16 protein-coding genes are annotated in these 20143 nt (G+C 68.8%); 11 read left to right on the top strand and 5 right to left on the bottom strand.

Annotated elements, in window-relative coordinates:
* Positions 1-99 precede the first annotated feature (99 nt).
* Together VEC57_10675 and VEC57_10670 are read right to left on the bottom strand one after the other, a co-directional pair.
* Positions 100-1662, bottom strand: coding sequence for an NAD(P)/FAD-dependent oxidoreductase (locus VEC57_10675; protein HYB99582.1), 1563 nt, complete (start codon positions 1660-1662; stop codon positions 100-102).
* Between the two features lie 5 nt (positions 1663-1667).
* Positions 1668-2918 carry an NAD(P)/FAD-dependent oxidoreductase gene (locus tag VEC57_10670; protein ID HYB99581.1) on the bottom strand — a complete coding sequence of 417 codons (1251 nt, stop codon included), beginning with the start codon at positions 2916-2918 and terminating at the stop codon, positions 1668-1670.
* Positions 2919-3092: 174 nt separating this feature from the next.
* Here VEC57_10670 and VEC57_10665 point away from each other — a divergent pair, with 174 nt between their 5' ends.
* From VEC57_10665 to VEC57_10645, 5 genes are read left to right on the top strand one after another with little or no spacing between them, the layout of a single operon-like run.
* Entirely contained in the window at positions 3093-3344 is a 252-nt protein-coding gene (locus tag VEC57_10665) for a phosphopantetheine-binding protein (GenBank protein ID HYB99580.1), read from the top strand.
* Positions 3322-4704, top strand: coding sequence for a hypothetical protein (locus VEC57_10660; GenBank protein HYB99579.1), 1383 nt, complete (start codon positions 3322-3324; stop codon positions 4702-4704). The genes VEC57_10665 and VEC57_10660 overlap by 23 nt, the downstream gene beginning before the upstream one ends.
* The gene (locus VEC57_10655; protein HYB99578.1) at positions 4704-6035 is read left to right on the top strand and encodes an FAD-dependent oxidoreductase; all 1332 of its coding nucleotides are present in this window, start codon (positions 4704-4706) and stop codon (positions 6033-6035) included. The genes VEC57_10660 and VEC57_10655 overlap by 1 nt, the downstream gene beginning before the upstream one ends.
* Positions 6036-6045: 10 nt before the next feature.
* Positions 6046-7542, top strand: coding sequence for a class I adenylate-forming enzyme family protein (locus VEC57_10650; GenBank protein HYB99577.1), 1497 nt, complete (start codon positions 6046-6048; stop codon positions 7540-7542).
* The gene (locus tag VEC57_10645) at positions 7539-8228 is read left to right on the top strand and encodes a hypothetical protein (GenBank protein HYB99576.1); all 690 of its coding nucleotides are present in this window, start codon (positions 7539-7541) and stop codon (positions 8226-8228) included. Before VEC57_10650 ends, VEC57_10645 begins: the two co-directional genes overlap by 4 nt.
* A 64-nt stretch (positions 8229-8292) precedes the next feature.
* On the opposite strand, the gene VEC57_10640 is transcribed toward VEC57_10645, so the two are convergent.
* A complete protein-coding gene (locus tag VEC57_10640) occupies positions 8293-9087 on the bottom strand; it encodes a class I SAM-dependent methyltransferase (GenBank protein HYB99575.1) in 795 nt (264 codons plus the stop codon).
* Between the two features lie 192 nt (positions 9088-9279).
* On the opposite strand from VEC57_10640, the gene VEC57_10635 reads away from it, so the two are divergent.
* The 5 genes from VEC57_10635 (at position 9280) to VEC57_10615 (ending at position 17379) form a co-directional block, all read left to right on the top strand.
* Positions 9280-10425, top strand: coding sequence for a DUF3047 domain-containing protein (locus tag VEC57_10635; GenBank protein HYB99574.1), 1146 nt, complete (start codon positions 9280-9282; stop codon positions 10423-10425).
* Positions 10426-10561: 136 nt separating this feature from the next.
* A complete protein-coding gene (locus VEC57_10630; GenBank protein HYB99573.1) occupies positions 10562-11494 on the top strand; it encodes a hypothetical protein in 933 nt (310 codons plus the stop codon).
* Between the two features lie 46 nt (positions 11495-11540).
* Positions 11541-12200: a DUF5987 family protein gene (locus VEC57_10625; GenBank protein HYB99572.1), complete on the top strand. Its 660-nt coding sequence runs from the start codon at positions 11541-11543 to the stop codon at positions 12198-12200.
* Positions 12201-12266: 66 nt separating this feature from the next.
* Positions 12267-13904 (top strand): GMC family oxidoreductase, encoded by a 1638-nt coding sequence (locus VEC57_10620; protein ID HYB99571.1) that lies wholly within the window; start codon positions 12267-12269, stop codon positions 13902-13904.
* 13 nt (positions 13905-13917) lie between these two features.
* Entirely contained in the window at positions 13918-17379 is a 3462-nt protein-coding gene (locus VEC57_10615; GenBank protein ID HYB99570.1) for an alpha/beta hydrolase-fold protein, read from the top strand.
* Positions 17380-17517: 138 nt separating this feature from the next.
* Here VEC57_10615 and VEC57_10610 read toward each other — a convergent pair whose 3' ends face one another.
* Complete coding sequence (locus VEC57_10610; GenBank protein HYB99569.1) at positions 17518-18132, bottom strand: exopolysaccharide biosynthesis protein; 615 nt, start codon at positions 18130-18132, stop codon at positions 17518-17520.
* 7 nt (positions 18133-18139) lie between these two features.
* A complete protein-coding gene (locus VEC57_10605; GenBank protein HYB99568.1) occupies positions 18140-18736 on the bottom strand; it encodes a TetR/AcrR family transcriptional regulator in 597 nt (198 codons plus the stop codon).
* A 178-nt stretch (positions 18737-18914) separates the two neighbouring features.
* Here VEC57_10605 and VEC57_10600 point away from each other — a divergent pair, with 178 nt between their 5' ends.
* Positions 18915-20084 (top strand): fatty acid desaturase, encoded by a 1170-nt coding sequence (locus VEC57_10600; protein ID HYB99567.1) that lies wholly within the window; start codon positions 18915-18917, stop codon positions 20082-20084.
* The last annotated feature ends 59 nt before the right edge of the window (positions 20085-20143 follow it).

Raw genomic sequence — 20143 nt, 5'->3', positions numbered from 1 at the left:
CTGACGCTTCGCGCGTCGTCCCTCCGAACCGGTGCGGCGGCCGGCGACCCTTTTTCGCAGGCATCATGGTTGCGCGCAAGACCGGTGGCCGAGGCTTTTTCAGGCACCGACCGCCTGCCACAAAGACTCGGGCGCCGGCAGATCCAGGACGCTGCAGGCGGCCTCGACGCCCGACAGCACCACGCCGTAGATTCCGCCGCCCGGCCGCGTCCAGTGCCCGGCCAGCGTCAGCCCGTCGATCGGCGTGACGTTGGGAAGACGGCCGAGACCGACCTGACGCGGCGTCAGCTCCCATCCGTAGATCGCTCCGGCCGTATTGCGCGTGTACCGCTCCATCGTTCGCGGCGTGCCGCCCTCGGCGAACCGAAGGTGTGCGGTCAGACCCGGCACGCGCACCTCGGCCTGCGCCAGCATTCGCTCGACGTGGCGCGGCTTGTCCTCGCGCCAGACGCGCGCGGCCGCGTACGGCATCAGCGTGGTCAGCACGATGGCGTGCTGACCGGACGGTGCCAGTGAAGCGTCCACCATCGTCGGCACGGTCATGGATATCCAGCTCGGCCGCCCTGCGCTGGTGCTGGCAAAGGACGCGTCGTGGTCCCAGCTCGAAAACTGGAAGCTTTCGTGCGCCACGCCGGCGCGCTCCAGGTCCATGTCGGTGGCGGCGTAGACGACGAAGGCGGACACCGAAGGCCGCGCGCGCCGCAGCGAACGGATGTAGCGCGGCGGAAATCTCGCCTCGCCCACCAGCTCTTCGGCCGTCTGCAGCGCATCGGCATTGGAGATGACCCGCTCGGCCTGCACGCGGTGCCCCGTCTCGAGCACGACGCCGCGGACGCTGCCGTCGTCGGTCAGGATGCGCCGCACCGAGCTTCGCAGCAGCACTTCGCCGCCGCAGCGGCGCACGCCTTCGGCCAGCGCATCGGCGAATTTCTGGAACGTTCCGCGACAGTACCACGGCCCTTCGCGCAGGTACGTCGCCACCATGTTGGCCCAGTACAGGAACGACACCTGCGACGGCGGCAGGCCTACGTAAGGCCAGGTCGTAGCCAGCAGCGCAGCCAGACGCGGCTCGCCGATCGTCGTCTCCAGAACGGTCGCGAGCGTGGCGCGATGATATCGCACGAGCGAGGGGAACCGATCGGACGCATGCAGGAGATCGAAGGCGGAAGTATTTTCGGCCGCCCGTCGCGTCTCGTCGTAGACATGGTCGATGAGGCGCATGATGCGCCTCAGCTCGTCGACACGGTCGGGAAAGAGCTCGGCATGCGCTGCGACGAATCCTTCGGTGTCCGCCGGAAGGCGCAGGCGCAGGTCGGGATAGCAGGCCTCGTAGAACGGATCGACGCGCAGGAACTCGCATTCGTCCGCTACGCCGCTGGCCGCGAGCACGCGCTGCACGAGCCCGGGCTCGCCGGTGCCGGCGCTGCCGCAGCCTCCCACCAGATGCACGGCCGAATCGAACCTGTACTTGCGGCGCCGGAATGCGTGCGCGTAGCCGCCGACGCGATCGTGCCGCTCGATGACGAGAACGCTGCGGCCGGCCTTGGCAAGCAGCGACGCGGCCGTCAGGCCGCCGATGCCGCTGCCGATCACGACCACGTCGTAGCGGGCCTGGCGAGGCTCGGAGTGGAAGAGCGGCCCTGGCTGGCGCTTGCCGGCCACTGCTCTCAGTGCACCTTCAGCTCGTTGATGTCATGGCCGTAGACGCCGTACTTCACCATGAAGTCCACCATTCCCACGCTGTAGCGGCTTCGCGTCGCCTCTCCAGTAAAGACGCGCGGCATGTGCCGAGCGAAGTGCCGATTGACGAGTGCCCAGCTGAACTGCTTGGACTTGTACTCGCCGATCTGGAACAGCGTGAACAGGCTGCCATTGTAATAGTAGTCGACGAGGCGCTGCCACACCGTCAGGTTGTAGAGCACGCGGCGCTCGTACGCCTCCAGCGCCCGGCGCGTGCCCTTGAGCAGCGCCTTGGCCAGGGCGTCGGCTCCGTCCAAGCCGATCAGCATTCCGCTCGAGAAGACGGGGTCGACGAAGCCGAAGGCGTCGCCCACGGTCGCCCAGTTCTCGCCGACGCCGCGCAGCGAGCGCAGCTGGTAGTTGTTGTACTTGACGACCGGCGTGACGCGCTCGGCGCCCTCGCTCCAGCGCTTGAGCAGCGGCTCCTCGGCCAGAGTCCCGTGGAACTGGTCTTCGGGCGAATCGCCGAAACGTCGAAGGTGCTCCTCGTTGACGACCAGGCCCACGGAAACACGGCCCGGCAGCGGAATGCGCCAGCACCAGCCGCGCAGCAGCCGGTCGGTGTGCACGTTGCCCTCGACCACCAGCGGCACGCCCTTCATGTGTGCGTGCAGCGCCGCGTCCTTTCGCGGGCCCTCGACGAAGGGAATGCCGAGGAGCTTGCCGATGGTGCGGCTGCGGCCGGTGGCATCGACGATGAAATCGGGCTGTCCGGCAAACGCGTTGCCGGCCATCTCCAGGCTGCGGTTGGACAGTCGGACGCGATCGGCGTTGCCGTCTCGCTCGACGGCGGCGGTGCCCTCGATGACCGTGACGCCGGCCTTGCGCGCGCCTTCGAGAATGGCGGCGTCAAACAGGTCGCGCGGGGTGTTGTACGAGTAGTCGACCTCGGCGCCGATGGCCTGGTCGAAGCGGAAGCTCTGGTCCTTCTCCAGCGTCAGCGTGAAGGTCGCGCCCGGCTTGAACACGCTGAACCCCGCCACCTGCTGCTCGAGCCCGAGGCGGCGCAGGAACGGAACGACGGCCGGCACCAGCGACTCGCCGACGATGATGGGTGGCCGCTTGGGCTTGTGGAACAGGACGACTGCGACACCGGCACGCGCCAGGTAGGTGGCAAGGCTCGCTCCGGCGGGCCCGCCGCCGAGAACGGCGACATCACGAATGGTACGCTGCGACACGCGCTCCGTATATGGCGGCAGGGCGCGCGACTCAACGCAGCATGCGCTGCGAATTCGCAGCGGCGCCGCACCCTGGAAGCTTCGGCCGCGAGCGATCGCACGCGCTCGTCGGCGGTTTGACGCCACGCGCGCCTCGGGTGAAACATCCCCGCTGCACGGCGCGCGAGACACGCAATGACACGGCAAGAGCTGGAACAACGCATCTTCGACATCGTTCGCAACGACATCCTGACCGTCGATGCGAGCTTCACTCGCCAGTCCAATCTCATCGAAGCCGGACTGGACTCGCTTTCTCTGACCCAGCTCATGCTCGCCATCGAGGAATCCACCGGCATCTGGGTGGATGAGAGCAAGCTGACCGAGGAGACGCTGGCCAGCGTCCAGACCCTGGCTGCTCTCGTGCATGGCGAGCTCGAGCAGGCCTGAACCGCTTCCGCTGACCGGCGCCGACTGCTTCCTGCGCGCTTTCGAGGCCGAGGTTCGTCGCACGGGCGGGGCGAGCCACCTCTCCCAGCTCGTGCTGCGACTCGGCCCGGGCTTCGACGAAACTGCGTGCCGCCGGCTTCTGGCCGAGGTCGCTGCGGCCAACGAGATCCTGCGTGCGCCGATCCGGCGCCGCCGGCTGCTTGGCGCGCCCGAGTACAGGCTCGACCGCCCGGCTGCGCCCTCGACGATCGCGGTGGAGACGCACGCGCCGCACGAGCCGGCACGCGGCAGTCATGCCGGCGCGCCCGTGCTGGGCTCTTTGCCCGACGTCTTCGCACAGCGGCTGAACAGCCGGATGGATGCGCGCGCCGGGCGCCTGCTGCGCTTCGACATCGTCCCGCGCCTGGGCGCGAATCCGGGAACGGACATCGCGGCGACCTGGCTGCACATGCTCTTCGATGGCTCGGGCAGCGAGCACTTCGTCGAGCATCTTTCGGCATGCTCGGCCGATGCACAGCGGTCGCGCGTCATCGCGATCGATCGCGGCGAGGGGCGTGTGTCCTCGCCCGCCGTGGCGGCGCTGCCGGCAGGCGCGGGCGTTCGCGGCAAGATGGCCGGACAGTGGCAGGCCTACATGAACGGCCTTGCCGCACGCCCGCCGGCCTCGCTTGCCGGGCCTCTGCGACGGCAGCGCCAGGAGCTTCGCTACCGGCAGCTTCGTCTGGACGGTGACGAAGGGAGGGCCGTGATCGAGCGCGGCAGGAAGATCGCAGGGTTCCTGACGCCGATGCTCTTCTATCTCGCGGTCGCCGTCCGTGCCCATCGCGCCGTGGCGCTGCGGCGCGGGAAGCTGCCGCCGAGCTGGGTGGTTCCGCTGCCCGTCAACATGCGACCCAAAGGCGGACAGGGCGAAGTGTTCCGCACGCACGTCTCGCTGCTGTGGTTCCAGGTCACGCCCGAGCAGGCCGAAGATCTGACGACGCTGATCGAGGTCCTCAAGGCGCAGCGGCTCGAGGCGATTCGCAGCAAGCTCGTGGAGGCGGGCGTGGCGGCGATGGACTTCGCGCGCATCGCGCCGGCGCGGTTGTACTCGTACATGGCGCGTCGCAATTTCGGCGGCGAGCTTGCCTCGTTCTTCTTCGCCTACACCGACGTCTTCGCGCCCGAAGCCAGGTCGCTCTGCGGAGCGCAGATCCTGGACGGGTTTCACGTGCCGTCCGTGCCGACCTCACCTGGCAGCGCGCTGGTGTTCTGCCTGCGCGACGGCCTCGACGTCATCCATGTCCATCAGCGCGGCGTCGTCGACGAGGGCGAGCTCGAGCTGATGCGCGAGCAGATCCTGAGCGATCTTCGCGGCTGATGGCGGGCGGCGTCGACATGTTCGACGTTGCGGTCGTGGGCGGCGGGCCTGCCGGCATCGCGGCGGCGATGGCGGCGTCGGCGTGCGGGGCAGCAACGGTGCTGCTCGAGCGGGAGGACGTGCTCGGAGGCAACGTTTCGCAGGCCTTCGTGCACACGATCTGCGGACTGTACCTGCCGTCGGCACGGCGCGAGGCCGTACACGCGCATCCCGGCATTCCGCAGGCCTTTGCCCGCGCGCTGGAGAGGAGCGGCCGCGCCGGCGGCATCGGCTGGGCCGGCACGGCCGCCTATCTCGCCATCGATCCCATGGCCTTCGCCGAGCTCGCCCTTCACAGCTGCTCGCGCGCCGGCGTGGACGTTCGCTGCCGCTCGACGTTGACCGCCGTCGAGCTCGGCGCGACGCCGCGCGAGCCGTCGCGCCTGCACGTGCAGCACGGCGATGCGGTGGCTGCACGCACCGTGGTCGACTGCAGCGGCGATGCGGCCGTGGCCGCGCTGGCCGGCGCGGCGGTCGAGCAGGCAGGTCCGCTCGAGCTGCAGCACTGTTCGTACATCTTTCGCGTCGACGGGGTCGGCGCCGACGGCCTCGATGCGATGGAAGGCGCGCGCACCGGCACGGCGGTCGCGCGCGCGGCACGCCGCGGCGCATTGCCACCGGCAGCAGCGTCGATCACGATTCGCCGCGGCGTCGCCGGCGTTTCGGGATCGCGATCGTCGGCGGCTGGCGCGAGCGTGTTCGTCACGGTCAACCTGCCAAAGCCCGACCCGCAGCGCTTCGATCCGCTGGATGCCTCGGTGCTCGAGCGCATGAATCACGACGCACGCGAGGCCGCGCGTGCGATTCTGGAATACCTCGTGCGCGAGCGCCCGCCGTTCGCCGATGCGGTCATGGGTGCGCAGCCTGCGCGCGCCGGCATTCGCGAGACGCGGCGAGTCCGGGGGCGCGAGCGGCTCGAGCTCGACGACGTTCTCTCCGGCCGCCGCCGCCAGGACGAGGCCTGCCTGTCGACGTGGCCGGTGGAGCTGTGGGAGCGCAGCGATCGCCTTTCCTTCCGCGCCGGCGCCGGCCCGTGCTCGATCCCGCTGGGCGCGCTGGTGGCGGCAGACAGCGACGTGCTGGCGATGGCGGGCCGTTGCGCCTCGGCAAGCCACGAGGCATCAGGAGCGACGCGCGTGATCGGAACGTCGATGGCCATGGGCGAGGCCGCGGGCGTCGCGTGCGCACTGGCCGCGCGTGATCTGCGCTCCCTCGTCGATATTGCGCCCGAAGACATCCGCTCGGTGATCTCGGCCGGCAAAACTTGCGCGACGTTGCATCAGGGAGGATGAGGCTTCAGCGATGAACATCTTCGAGACCATCTGCGAGCAGGCACGGCCGCGCATGCAGAACCGGGCGCTCGTCCAGGTGGCGCCCGGCGGCCACGTCGACACGCGCACCTACGGCGAGCTCATCGAGGCGGTGCGCGCGCGGGCGCTGGAGCTCGAAGCGGCGGGCATCGGCCGCGCCTGGCGCGTGGGGATGATCGCGCCGCAGGGCATCGAGTTCATCGAGACGGCGCTCGCCATTCTCGCCGCCGGCGCCTGCATGGTGCCGGTCGCCGACGATCATCCACCGGCCACGGTAGCCGAGCTGGCGCGGCGCGCGCATCTGCACGCGCTGCTGGCCGAAGAGATGACGCTCAGCTCCATCGTCAAGTCCTGCCCCGGCCATTTCACGGGGCGCTCCGAGGATGACCCCGCGCCGTCCGTCGGCGCGGCGCGCCTGCAGCTGCTCGGCACGTCCGTGTCGACATTGCCCGCCGAAGCGCAGTTCGCTGCCCTCGGCCCCGCCTATCTGCGCTTCACTTCGGGCACGACCAGCGAGCGCAAGGGCGTCGTCATCGGCCACGCGCGCATCCACGAGCGGCTCGCCGCGGCCAACAAGGGACTGGCGATCGCGCCCGAGGATCGCGTGCTGTGGCTGCTGCCGATGGCGCACCACTTCGTCGTCTCGATCCTGCTGTACCTCCGCTACGGCGCCACCATCCTGCTGCCGCCGAGCTCGCTGGCGCCGGCGGTCCTCGAGCTGGCCGAGCGCGAGCAGGCCACGGTGCTGTACGCCTCGCCGTATCACATGAAGCTGCTGGCCAAGGATGCCTCGCAGCGGCGCCTGGACAGCATGCGCCTCATCATCTCCACCGCCGAGGGGCTTCGCGGCGACGTTGCCGAGACGTTCGCGCGGCGTTACGGACGGCCGATCGTCCAGGCACTCGGCATCATGGAAGCGGGTCTGCCAGTGATGAACACGGCGAGCGCCGCCACCAAGCCCGAAGCGCTCGGCCGCCCGCAGCCCGACTACGAGATCTGGCTGCGAGGCGAGGACGGCTCGCGCGCGCGGGGCGACAGCCCCGAGACCAGCGGCGAGATCTGCATCCGCGGCCCCGGCATGCTCGACGCCTACCTCGACCCCTGGATCCCCTCCACGCAGATCCTCGAGCCCGATGGCTTCCGCACCGGCGATCAGGGCTGGTTCGACGCCGACGGCGATCTTCATCTGGTGGGGCGTCGCGCCGCGCGCATCAACATGGCCGGCATGAAGTTCTTCTGCGAGGAAGTCGAAGCCGTTCTGGACGCGCATCCCGCCATTGAGCGCAGCCGCGTCTTCGCCACCGTTCATCCGCACCTCGGCGAGCTGCCCGCGGCCGAGATCGTGCTGGCGCCCGGCGCGCAGCCGCCGGCCGCGCGAGATCTGACGGCATGGTGCCGCGAGCGGCTGGCAGCCTACATGGTCCCGCGCAAGTTCGACGTGGTGGCCTCGCTTCCACTGACGCCGACGGGCAAGCTCGCCAGGACATGACCAAGGCCGCCGTCGCCGCGCTGCTCGTCGTGTATCCGCTGCTGATGTGGGCGGCGCTGCGACAGGCAAGCCCGCGCGCGGTGGCGACTCTGGTGGTCGGCGTGGTCGTCGCCGTCGTGGCGGCCGCGGCCGTACGCAGCCGCGATCTGCTTCCGCTGGTGCTGCGTCGATTCGGCGTTCTGGCGGTTCTGGCCGTGGCGGCGGTGGCATTCAACGATCCGCTGGCGCTCAAGCTGCTGCCGGTGTTCACGCACGTCTGGCTTCTGTACGTGTTCGGCTCCTCGCTGCTCGACGGTCCCAGCCTGGTCGAGCAGCTCGCGCGCCGCGCGCACGGCGGAATCTTCCCGGACTTTCTCGTGCCCTACACGCGCAAGGTCACGATCGTGTGGTGCACGTTCTTCTGCGCCAATGTCGTCATCTATGCGTGGCTGGCGGTTGCGGCGCCGACGGGCACTTGGGCGTTCTACACCGGCTTCGGCTGCTACGTCCTGACGTTCGCGCTGGCAGCCGGCGAATACGTCCACCGCAAGGTGCGATTCCGGTACTACGAGGACGGCTGGGCCGATCGCATCTGGCGACGTCTTCTTCCGCCCGAGGGCAGCGACGTCGGCCGGCGGATCCTGGAGTGGAAGGCGGCGACGCGGAGCAAGGCGACGAGCGAGCGCGACGCGGCCGCTGCGAGCTGAACCTCCGCCGGCTCGATACCGCAGCGGCCGCACCCGACCGCCGCGACGTCTCGCGCGCGCCCGCTCAGGATGCCGGCGGCGCCGCCGGCTTCTTTCCGATGTACTCGCAGAACGCGCCCGGCACGACGACCTTGTAGCGCGCGTCGAAACCGACGTCGCGCATCACCTGCACGATCTGCTCGGGCGGCAGGCACTTCTCGACGGTGTCCCAGTAGAAGTCCATGAGCAGCTTGGCGTCATGACTGCCCGTGTACAGCAGCGTCATCCCGGGAATGACCTTGGCCCAGACGAACTTGGTGATGTCGTGCCCGATCCTGGATTCGGGCACGTGGCTCTCGAGGATCCAGCAGGTGCCGCCGGGCTTGAGCACGCGAAAGTATTCGCTGAACGCGGCCGACAGGTCGGCGACGTGCCGCAGCGCGATGCCCATCGTGACGAAGTCGAAGGTGTCGTCGGCGAACGGAAGCTGCTCGGCGATGCCGCGGCTGATCGGGCCGTGGAAGTGCTTGCGCGCCTCCTTGATCATGCCGGGGCTGGGGTCGCAGCCGATCACCTGCCCGGTGGGGCCGACGATCCTGGTGGCGCCGCGCGCCACGGCGGCAGTGCCGATGGCGACGTCGAGCACCTTCATGCCGGGCCGCAGGCCGTTCATCTGCAGCGAAAGCCGGCGATAAAGCAGGCCGCCGTTGAAGAAGATGCCCTCGATGGTGTTGTAGTACCTGGCCGTGCGGTTGAAGAGGTCGATGACGTACGGATGCCGCTTCTCATCGGCTTCATAGTACTCGCGAAGCGGAGTGTGCGGCGGAACCGGCTTGTGAGGCGTTTCGGTCTGCGTCGTTTCGGGGGACGTCTCGCTCATCGGTTATCCTGTGTCTGGTCGGTCCAGTCGCTGAAGCGGAATGTCGCAAAGATGCGCAGCGGCGAGAGCTGCATTCGCCGAGACTATGGGTGGAAGCGCGTGCAGGCAATCCTCCCGCCGCGCCGGCGACGTTTGCCGTGACGGGCCCACCCGCACTATAGGCCGCACGGATTCCGCCGGCAGGAGCGAGCGATGGGGCGAATGGAAGAGCTTCGGGGAGCAGCGCAGCGATGGCGTACCGTTCGCGGCCGCGGCCTTGCGCCCGAGCCGGATCGCGCGGCGTTCCGAACGGCGTTCGCGCGTCTACTGTCGAACGATGCGATCGCGCGGCATGCCGTCCTCGAGATTCCGTCGCAGCGCCCGCCGTGGACGGACACACGGATCGATCTTGCCGCGGGGCAGGAAGTGACGCTTTTCGGGTGCGGCCGAACCTACCTCTCGCGGGCTTTGGACATCTGGGTGCCGCCGCAATTCCAGCTCTGGGCGCGCGTCGGCGAGAACGGCGAGATCTTCAACGGCACGCGAGCCAGCAATTCCTTTGCGGCCGCGCAGGCGGGGCGCCTGTACGTTGCCAGCTATTTCCCGGGTCAGTGGGGCGACCGGTACGGTCGAGTCGGCAGCGACATCCGCGCGTACGCCAGGGTGGACGGCGGCCTGACCGTGGTCGCGATCGTGTGGAAGCACAGCGCCGCTGCGGGGCTGCAGGCGCTGCTGCGCGACGCTGGAGACGGCGGCGCGGCGGCCGCGGAGATCGCCGCCGAGGCGCAGCGCCTGGCCTCGCCTCCTGCGCCGCCGCCGAGCTGGCACTACCTGTGGTTCCTTGGACAGTCGGACATCTATCGGCAACAGGATGGCTGCATCACGTGCACCACCAACGGCAACGTCGGCATCCTGCAGACCGAGACGCCGGTGGACCTGACGCCGCAGACGCGCCTTTCGTGGGAATGGAAGGTCGATGCGCTGCCGTCGCAGTTCGCCGAGGATGCGGTGGTGTCGCACGACTACATGAGCATCGCCGTCGAGTTCAGCGACGGACGCGACATCACCTACTACTGGAGCAACCGACTTCCCTTCGACATGGGCTACTGGTGCCCGCTGGACGGCTGGAAGGATCGCGAGTTCCACATCGTCGTGCGCAGCGGACCCATCGGTCTCGGGCAGTGGCTCGCCGAAAGCCGCAATGTGCACGAGGACTACCGGCGATACATCGGTGATGCGCCTTCGCGCATCGTGCGCGTGTGGCTGATCGCGAACAGCCTGTTCCAGCGCCTGCCCGGCAGCTGCACGTATCGCAGCATCCGTCTGAGCGGCGTCGGGAGCGACATCGTCGTGCTGTAGCGCGCGCCGGTCTTCGCTCGTCCCGCGGCATCGGCCCCCGCATACGGGGAAAACCGCCTGCGGGTACACCCGACCCGTGTGGCTGTCTCCTCGGACCCGTTCCAGACTCTCGGACAAATCCCGGAGGGTTTTCGCCATGAAGCCATTCCGCACGTTCGTGCTGGCTTGCCTGCTCGCGTCCGCCACGAGCGCCGGCAGCCAGACGTCGCCGACGGCTCCGTTCGTGGAGCCGCCCTTCGAGAGCCTGTGCGTCATCCGTCATTTCGACGAGCACGAGGTGCCGCCGATCGACCAGTGCACCGACGACCCGCTGTGCGTCGAGTACGAAAAGCGCGACATCACGGTCGAGAACGGCGGCGCCGTGCGGTTCCTTGCCGCCGAGCCCGCACGCTTCGCCATCGCCATTCCCAAGTGCCGCTACTGGCAGCAGGACCACTGGCGCATTCAGGCGCAGACCGGCGACGTGCCGCTGGTGCAGTGGGACGGAAGCTACTGGTTCAACAAGCGCAACGGCACGGGCGGCGCGCGCCTTCGCAACTTCGCCATTCAGGGCCAGCCGGCCGAACCGGAACCCGTTGCGGCCCTCGTCGAAGCGGTCGATCCGGAGATGGCCGAGGTGATCCGCACCTACGGCGAAGGCGGAAGCGGCGGCGGCGGATCCACGTTCCTGCTCGGCTACGGCGATCCGAGCTGCGCGGGCGAAGAAGGCGACTGCAGCGACGATCCGGCCGTTGCGGCCGCGCGCGCCGGCGCCGAGGAAGCCTGTCCATGCGACGAGGCGGCAAGCCGGCGCGAGCACATGCGCTGCGTCTCCGAGTTCACGGCCGCCGAGGTGGCCGCAGGGCGGCTCGCTGCCGCATGCGAACAATCGGTCATCGACTGTGCGCGCAATTCCACTTGCGGCCGCGGCGACCACGCCACCGTCTGCCATGTCGCGCGCGAAGGCGAGGAGGCGCGCTGCGTGATCCGCCGCAAGCCCACTCGCTGCCGCGCGCCCGAAGGCGGCAGCGCCACCGTCGGTGCGGGCGACAGCTGCTGCGACTCGCACGTCGTATCGGGGTGCGAATGATGCCGCCTTGCGATGACGTGAGACTGCGGGCGAAGCGGGCGCGACGATGAACCTGACGCGGCGCCAGCTCCTGAAGGCGGTGGCTGCGGCGGCCGTGGCATGGAAGGCGGCCGCATGGCCGGTGCGGCCGCCGGCCGCGTTCGCGCAGGCCGCGCCCGACGACCCCGCCATCGTGCCGACGCTCGAAGCGTTCGCCGATACGCTCATTCCCGGCGAGAAGCGCCATCCCGGCGATCGCGCCATCGCAGGCGCCGCTGCAGGCCCGGGAGCCGTGCAGGCCGGCGCCGTCGATCTTTTGAATTTCCCTCCGGCCGGCGTGGCCGCGACCGTTCCGGCCATCGTCGCCGGCATCAACGCGCGCGCCAGCGGCTACGCGCTCGCCAATGCGATCGTGCTCGATCCCACCGTGCCGCCGATGGTGTCGCTGAATTTCGAGCAGCGGACCGCATTCCTGGTCCAGCTGCTGGACGGAAACGATCCCGACCAGCTCGCCTTCTTCGCCGTGGCTGCGCTGATGTACCTGGCCTACCACACCGCCGGCCACCTGCATCTGGCCGACGCCGTCCGCGGCGGACATCCGGGCATGGCCGCGCTCGGGTTCCCGTCTCCGGATGACGACGATCTGTGGCGCTTCCCCGACAGTTCGTACCGGCGCGCGCTGGCCAGACCGCATCCGCGCACGGGCAAGCGCGGCAACCCCTGGTAATGGAAAAAAAGGGGATCAGGGCCAGGAAGTGAACACGCCAATCCTCCACACGTGGCCGCGAGGCGAATGATGGCAACCGAGACTACGGACGTCGTCGTCGTCGGTACCGGCTTTGGCGGATCCATTCCCGCCTATTACCTGGCTGCAGGAGGCGCACGCGTGGTCATGCTCGAGCGCGGGCCGCGCCTTTCCTCGCAGGACTTCACGCACGACCTGCAGATCGGGACGTACACGCGCATCGTCGACTACATCCGCGGCGATGGTTGCGACGTCACGGTCGGCAACTGCGTGGGCGGCTCCAGCGTCATCTACTTCGCCGCCTCGCTGCGCGCGCCGAGCTTCATCTTCGAGCGTCGTGGAACGTCGGGGCAGCGGCTGTGGCCTGCCGCGCTCAACCGGCGCACGATGGACCGCTGGTACTCGCGCGTCGAACGCGCGCTTCCGGTGCAGCGCCAGCGGTGGAGCGACGTCTCCTACGCCGGCGGCCTGTGGGCCGCGGCGTGCGACCGCGCCGGCCACACCTGCAACACGGTGCCCTTGGCCGTCGATCTCGAAGAATGCACGGCGTGCAACTTCATGCTCAACGGCTGCCGCTTCGACGCCAAGCGCTCGATGCTGCTCAACTACATTCCCGGCGCCGAGGCTTGCGGCGCCGAGGTGCGTGCACTGCACGAGGTGCAGGCCATCGCGCCCGCGAGCACGTCCGGATACCGGTACGCCGTGCACTACTCCGTGCTCGACCCCGATGACTACCGCGTGATCGTCGACGGCGGCACCATCGAGGCCAGAATCGTCGTGATGGCGGGCGGAGCGATGGGGACGCCGGTCATCCTGCAGCGCTCCGAGCAGTTCCTCGGCGCGATGCCGCCGGCGGTGGGCCGCCACTTCTCGCCCAACGGCGACCGCGTCACGCTCGGCATGATGGACGAGAGCAAGATCGGGCAGCTTCTGCGCCTGCAGCGCGAGCCGGGCGTGGCCTACGATGCCTTTCCCATCGGCCGTCCGATCGGCACCGTCAGCTACGACTACCTGGACGAGGCGCGGCCGGAGTTCACGCGCTTCTCGCTGCAGCAGATCTACTTCCCCACCATCACCAACATCCTGTCGGAGGACGAGGTCGAAGGCGCCGCGGTCTGGTTCGGCGTCGACAAGAAGGACCTGACCTCGCGCTGGCGCTCGTGGCTGACGGTGCTGGCGATGACCGAGGACGACAACGAAGGCGTCTTCGGCGCGCCGCCGCCCACGGGCAACTTCGTGCGCATCGCGCCCGCCGCCGCGCTCGGTCAGCTCACCTATGCGACGTCGCCGCAGACGCAGCTCGGCTTCGATACGTCCGACGAGGCGGTGCGCGAGATCATCGAGAAGGACGGCCTGGGAAAGCACCTGCTGTGGAAGGCGATCCCCAACGTCCAAAGCGCGCATCCGCTGTCTTCGTGCCGCATCGGCGACGATCCGGCCACGTCGGCGTGCGACGACCGGCACGAGCTGCGTGGCCATCCCGGCATCTTCGTTACCGACGCCGCCGCCGTGCCGACGTCGCTGTGCGTCAATCCCTCGCTGACCATTGCCGCCATGGCCGAACGCGCCTCGGCGCTGCTGCTGGAGCGCGCGCACGAGTACGGCGTGGAGGTGGTGACGCGCATCCCGCCGCCGGGCAGGAGCGAGAGCGTGCGGGAGCGGCGCTGCGAGGAACCTGGAGCCTGAAAAGGAGAACACCATGAATCTGGTACGCCGGGCCGGCCTCGCCGCCGTAGCCGTCCTGCTCTTCTCGGCCACGTCGCAAGCCTATCCGCCAGGGGAGCCGGTTCAGACCGTCCTGGGTCGCAAGCTTCAGATCCGGGTTCCGGCCGGCGAGCCGGCGCGCGCCACGATCCGCGGCTTGGCCAGGGAGATGGCATCTCCCGACACGCTCGCCGGTGATCCGACCACCAGCGGCGCGACGCTGGAAGTCATCGCCGCCGGGGCAAAGAGCAGCAACCAGGTCTTCGAGCTTCCGGCCTCGGGATGGAAGGCCTCCGGCAACGGCTTCAAGTTCGCCGGTGACGGCGCGGTGCGAAAGGCCAGCATCTCGCGCTCGCCGAGCGGCGTCTTCCAGATCAAGTTCGGCATGAGCGGTGCCGGCGGCGACATCGACGTCGTTCCGCCTGACCCCGGCGACAGCGGTGGTTTCACCCTCACCGTCAACGGCGGCGCCAGCTATTGCGTCGCCTTCGGCGGCGACGCCGGCGGAACCGTCAAGGCCGACGACGCCGAGCAGTGGTCGGTGCAGCATGCCAGCGGCGAGGGCTGCCCGGTGCCGATGTATACGCTCAGCGCCAGCGTGGTCGGCGACGGCAGCGTCGTCTCCTCGCCGGCCGGCATCGATTGCGGCGCCGACTGCAGCGAGAGCTACGATGCACAGAGCGAAGTCACGCTGACCGCCGAGCCCGGCGACGGCTACATGTTCGCCGGATGGGAAGGCGACTGCGCCGGCGACGGTGAATGCGTTCTGGTGATGGACGGCAGCAAGAGCGCGACGGCCAACTTTGCGCCGATCCCCTTTCACCGTTTGAGCGTGACGCGTCTGGGCAGCGGCACCGTCACCTCCGACCCTGCCGGCATCGACTGCGGTGCCGACTGCATCGAGGACTACGCGCAGGATACCGTCGTGGCCCTTGCCGCCACGCCCGGCGACGGTTTCACCTTCACCGGCTGGAGCGATGCATGCACCGGCAGCGGTGCCTGCGAAGTGACGATGGACGCGGCGAGGAACGTGGTGGCGACGTTCGAAGCGGAGACGCCCACGTGCACGAGCGTCAGCGAGCCTGGCTTCGTGCTCCAGGAGGGCCCGCCGCCAGGCCCGGCCGTTCTTTATGAGGACGCGCCGGACCTGCCGCAGCTGCAGAATCGTCATCCGCGCTTCCAGGCCGCGCCTCTGATGGTCGCAGGACACGAGGCGTACGTGGCGGGCGAGTACATCTACCAGGACTACGTGCACGATGACTGGGGCGCCGAAACGAGCGGCAGCCCCTACACCACCAGCTTCATCACCAGTCCCTCGACCGGAACGGGGACGCCGGATTCCGCGGTGCCGAACTCCGGCGACATCGACTACCCGACCGACGCGGCGCGCTACGGCAGCAACGCGGCCGACCTCGTCGAGCTTCGCATCGTCCCCGGCGCCGAGGACGTCGCCTATCGCGTCACGCTCAACACCCTGCTCGCCGACGATACGACGATGGTGGCCATCGCGTGGAACAGCGACGGCGCCAACACGGGGAGCTCGACGCTGTCTCGCAACCCCGGGGCCAGCGTCGCGGGCACCGACGAGGTGATCTATCTCTTCGGCACCTCGGGCGAGCACGTGCGCTACAACAGCAACGGAACGGTCGCCGCCACCACGCCGCTGGCCGTGACGGCGGACCTGGAAGCCAATCAGCTGACGACTTTCATCCCGCGCTCGGTGCACAACCCGACGGGCACGACCTGGAAGTACGTGGTGATGACGGGCCTGCGCAACGCCAGCAACGGCTGGATCCGTCCCGGCTCCGGCGCCACCGCCACCACGCCCGGCGGCGCGGGAACGGCGGCGCCCAACCCGTGCGCGATCTTCGACCTGAACAACCACTTCGCCATCGCCAATGGGCAGGCAGGGAGAACCGGCGAGATCTGTCATTTCCTCGACGGCCCCTGCGACATGGTGCAGGCAATCGATCTGCGCGGCGTCAACGGCACCACGCCGTCGCTCGCCAAGTACGGACGTGCCGTCAACTTCGACCAGCTGTCGGCGCTGGTGAGCTCGAGCACCGTCCCGGCCAGCGGCACGCTCGTGCGCCTCTTCGGCAGCCGCCTGGTGACCACGCCCGCCGAAGGCCGCAGCAACGCCGGCCCGAGCGTCCCGGCCAACGACAGCGTGTATTTCTACGGACCGCTGCAGGCGTACAGCATCTACGTGCCGAGCAACGACTCGCCCTCCGTTCCTGTTCCACTGACCTGGGCGAACCACTCGCTGGCGCAGTTCCACTGGCAGTACAACGGCACCGACTACGTTCAGCAGCTCGGGGAGGTGCGCGGCAGCCTGGTGGTCACGCCCAATTCGCGCGCCACCGACGGCTTCTACGTCGGGCGCAACGAGTACGATCACTTCGAGGTGTGGAACGACGTCCTGCGCAACTACAACGTCGATGCCACGCGCACTGCGATGACCGGCTACTCGATGGGCGGCTACGCCACCTATCGTCTTGCATCACTGTATCCGGACCTGTTCGGCAAGGCCCTGAGCATCGTCGGCCCACCGGCCGCCGGCATCTGGGACGGAACCGGCGGCGCCAGCATCAGCTCCGACAAGGGCGACGACTACTCGACCCTGACCAATCACTGGCTCGAGAACGTGCGCAACGTCCCGTTCTACAACATGGCGATGCAGACCGACGAGCTGGTGCCGGTGGCCAGCACCCGCCAGCAGAATATCGGCGGCGTCGATCCTTCCGGCGAGGCGCAGAGCCTGGACGGTCTCGGCTATCGCTACATCTATCAGGAGTTCGTCACGGGCGAGCACCTGACGCTCTTCGTCAATGACGCCTATCCGCTGGCGGCCTCGTTCCTGGGAGATGCGCTGATCGACGAAAACCCGGCGCACGTCACGTTCAGCTACGTGCCCGAGACCGACCGGGCCGACCTGACGCTCGTGCACGATCACGCCTACTGGGTCTCGCGCCTGACGCTGCGCGATGCGGAAGGCGAGCCGACGACCAGCGGCAGCAAATCGGCCAAGGGAACGATCGACGCATTCAGCTTCGGCTTCGGCCTGGCCGACCCCGCCGTCTCGCCGCAGAGCAGCGCGCCCGGCACGCTGACCGGCGGCAACACGGGGCCGCTCGCCTACCAGGAATACTCGCGAAGCTGGTCGGCGCCGGCCGCGATTCCGAGCCAGAACAAGCTGCAGGTGACGTTGACCAACCTGCGCTCCGTCCAGATCGATGTTGCGCGCGCGGCGCTCGACCCGGCATCGGACCTCGTCCTGGCGACCGACTCCGACGGCGATACCACCGTCGATCTCTACGGCGCATTCCCGGCCGGCACCGGGATCTACGAGGATGGCGTGCCGCTATGCCTGGAGGACGGAGCCATCGTCGGCGGCCTGGGTGCGCGCGTGCCGGTCAAGGCCGGGACGCACGTCTACACCCTGGCGCAGCCTTGAACGCCGCGCGCACGGCGCTTCCATCGGAGAAGCCGTAAGACCGTGACGCGGACCTGAAGAGGAAGCCGCTCCGCGAAGGAAGAGGTCTGCAGCAGACGGCCGGTCAATGGTCTTCGCGTTTTGCCGCGCTGCACGCGTTCACGTCAGCAGGCCGTAGCCGACCACGGCAAACGTGCTCACGGTGAACGCGAATGCGAAGAGCGCGACCAGCCCGTCGTGCGCGATCATCGAGACGCCGAACAGCGTCAGCGCGGCGCCCGCGAGCTGAGCGCTGAAGGGGACCAGCTCCATCGCCGGCATCGCAAATGCAATGGCGACGCACACCGTCGCGATGACGTAGATGACGGGCCCGTGGGTCAGCATCTGCAGCCGCGGCCGTGTGAGCCTGTCGATGAAGCGAGCGACCGGGCGCATCCATTCGAGCGCCTTGCACAGCTTCTCGCGCGTCACCGAGCGCTTCAGCATCCACTCGGGAAGCCAGAAGCATTGACGCCCCAGCAGCAGCTGCGCGGCGATGACGACGACCATGATCCCGGTGGCCGTCGGCACGCCGGGAATGTCGCCGATGACCGGCGCCGATGCGCCAAGACCCGACACCAGCAGAAGCGGCCCGAACGAGCGGCGCCCCACCACGTCGATCACGGCGCGAAAGGTTATGCGTTCTTCATCGCCATCGGGCTCGGCGTCGGCCTCGCCGATGCGATCGCACAGCTCATCGAGGCTCTTCGGTTCCTGCTGCTTCTGCTCTGCCATGGTCCTCTCAACGGGCCGACGCGGTCAGCATGCGCAGCACCGCCGCCTGCAGCTCGACCACCGGCACCGGCACGCCCAGCTCGAAGAGCTGGATGACGCCCATCGCCAGCGCGATCAGCATCGAGCCGATGGCGACCGCGCTGACGTCGCCTCGCACCGTGCCTGCCGACTGGCCGCTCGCAGCGGCCTCGGCCAGGCGCCGCTGCGCCTCCTCGAGCATCTCCAGGAATCGCGCGCGGATCACCGGGGAGCGCGCGCAGACGTCGAGAAGATGGTGCGTGCGCATCGAGCCACTGGCGCCGGTCAGGGGATTGCCACCGACGATGGCCCCGGCAAACCGCAGCACGGTCTGCTCCAGATCGTCGCCACCTTCTCCCGCGCCGATGACGGCATCGAGAAACGTTCCGAGCACGGACTCCATGACCGCCACGATCAGCTCGTCGCGGTCGCGGAAGTGGACGTAGAAGGCGCCGCGCGTGTAGCCGGCGCGGGCGCAGATGGCATCCAGGCTGGGGACGTCGAAGCCGTGCTCCACGAACTCGGCGAAAGCGGCCCGCAGCAGCGCCTCGCGGGTCTCGCGCTTGGCCTCCTCGCGCGCAGCCAACGGCACCCCTCCATCCGAGGCGCGTCCGGCACCGGCCCGCTCGGCCGGCCCGACTCCGCGTTTTTTCGAGGTTTTTGTCCTGCCGCCCATTACGCGCATTGACACATACGGATTCGTATGTGAACCCTCATTTCACATACGGGCTCGTATGCGAGCTCGGAGAGACAGAGGAAACACCATGGAAGCCGCCGCCACGACCATGACCCACTCTTCGCCGTTTCGCACCTGGGCCGCCCATCTCCTGTGCTTCGTGCTGCCGGTGACCACGCTGGCCTTCGTCAGCACCGGTCCGCACCCGTGGTGGCTGGCTCCCGCCTTCCTCCTGCCCCTTCTGGCCTCCGTCATCATCGACATGAACAGCCGCGCCGAGACGCGCCAGCCGGACCCGAATCTGCCGGTGTGGCCGTTCGACGCGATTCTCTACGTGCTGGTGGCGCTGCAGGTCGTCAACATCGTCCTGCTGGCGCGCATGATCTCCCAGGCCGGCCTCTTCAGCATGGACGCGGCCGTGGCCATGCTGCTGGTGGGAGTCAACTCGGGCTACTCGGCCATCGTCGTCGGCCATGAGCTCATCCACCGCGCGTCGCCGTTCCTGCAGCTGCTCGGACGCGTGCTGATGGTGACGACGATGTACGAGCACTTCTGCACCGAGCACGTACGCGGCCATCATGCCCGCGTCGGCACCGATGCCGACCCGGCCACCGCGCGCTTCGGCGAGACCTTCCATCAATTCTTCCATCGCACGGTGCCGGCGCAGCTGGCCAGCGCCTGGCAGATCGAGAACAAGCGACTCGCCAACCACAGCGGCGTCGCATTCTGGCTGCGCCATCGCGTGCTTCAGGGACTGGCTGCCGAGTGGGCGCTGGCGGCGGCGATCCTGGCGCTGTTCGGCCCGGCCGCATTCCTCGTGCATCTGGGTCAGGCGTTTCACGGCATCGCGGCGCTGGAGGCCGTCAATTACTTCGAGCACTGGGGCCTGCGTCGCAGCTCGCGCAAGGTGCGACCGATGGACTCCTGGGACACCGACTCGAGATTCACGCTCTACACTCTGGTGGGCCTTTCGCGTCACGCCGATCATCACGCGTATGCGGCGCGGCCCTACCAGCAACTGCGTCACTGGGAAGAGAGCGCCAAGCTTCCCTACGGGTACTTCGGCATGGTGCTGCTGGTGTGGACGCGCAACGACCTGGTGCGCCGCCTGCTCACCGCGGAATTGCGGAGGCGAAAGATGGGGCCTTTTGCCGAGACGGCCTCGCAGGCGGAGCCGCACGCCGCTGCCGCCGATCCGGCACTGCACGTCTCACCGGAATTGCGCGACGCCCTCGGAGCGCATGCAGCGGTTGCTTGAGCGGCCTGCGCGGCCTGCGCCGGCATAGCTCACACTCCAATCCGGCGCGGCCTGCGCCG

Source organism: Candidatus Limnocylindrales bacterium (assembly GCA_035626395.1).
Taxonomy (GTDB): domain Bacteria; phylum Desulfobacterota; class Binatia; order UBA1149; family CAITLU01; genus DASPNH01.
Note: the sequence above shows the minus strand (reverse complement) of the source record. Positions and strands in the feature narration are given on the sequence as shown.

Coding starts and splice junctions, on each gene's coding strand:
- VEC57_10665 (HYB99580.1), top strand. CDS start 3,093: ATGACACGGCAAGAGCTGGAACAACGCATCTTCGACATCGTTCGCAAC.
- VEC57_10660 (HYB99579.1), top strand. CDS start 3,322: ATGGCGAGCTCGAGCAGGCCTGAACCGCTTCCGCTGACCGGCGCCGAC.
- VEC57_10655 (HYB99578.1), top strand. CDS start 4,704: ATGGCGGGCGGCGTCGACATGTTCGACGTTGCGGTCGTGGGCGGCGGG.
- VEC57_10650 (HYB99577.1), top strand. CDS start 6,046: ATGAACATCTTCGAGACCATCTGCGAGCAGGCACGGCCGCGCATGCAG.
- VEC57_10645 (HYB99576.1), top strand. CDS start 7,539: ATGACCAAGGCCGCCGTCGCCGCGCTGCTCGTCGTGTATCCGCTGCTG.
- VEC57_10640 (HYB99575.1), bottom strand. CDS start 9,087: ATGAGCGAGACGTCCCCCGAAACGACGCAGACCGAAACGCCTCACAAG.
- VEC57_10635 (HYB99574.1), top strand. CDS start 9,280: ATGGGGCGAATGGAAGAGCTTCGGGGAGCAGCGCAGCGATGGCGTACC.
- VEC57_10630 (HYB99573.1), top strand. CDS start 10,562: ATGAAGCCATTCCGCACGTTCGTGCTGGCTTGCCTGCTCGCGTCCGCC.
- VEC57_10625 (HYB99572.1), top strand. CDS start 11,541: ATGAACCTGACGCGGCGCCAGCTCCTGAAGGCGGTGGCTGCGGCGGCC.
- VEC57_10620 (HYB99571.1), top strand. CDS start 12,267: ATGATGGCAACCGAGACTACGGACGTCGTCGTCGTCGGTACCGGCTTT.
- VEC57_10615 (HYB99570.1), top strand. CDS start 13,918: ATGAATCTGGTACGCCGGGCCGGCCTCGCCGCCGTAGCCGTCCTGCTC.
- VEC57_10610 (HYB99569.1), bottom strand. CDS start 18,132: ATGGCAGAGCAGAAGCAGCAGGAACCGAAGAGCCTCGATGAGCTGTGC.
- VEC57_10600 (HYB99567.1), top strand. CDS start 18,915: ATGGAAGCCGCCGCCACGACCATGACCCACTCTTCGCCGTTTCGCACC.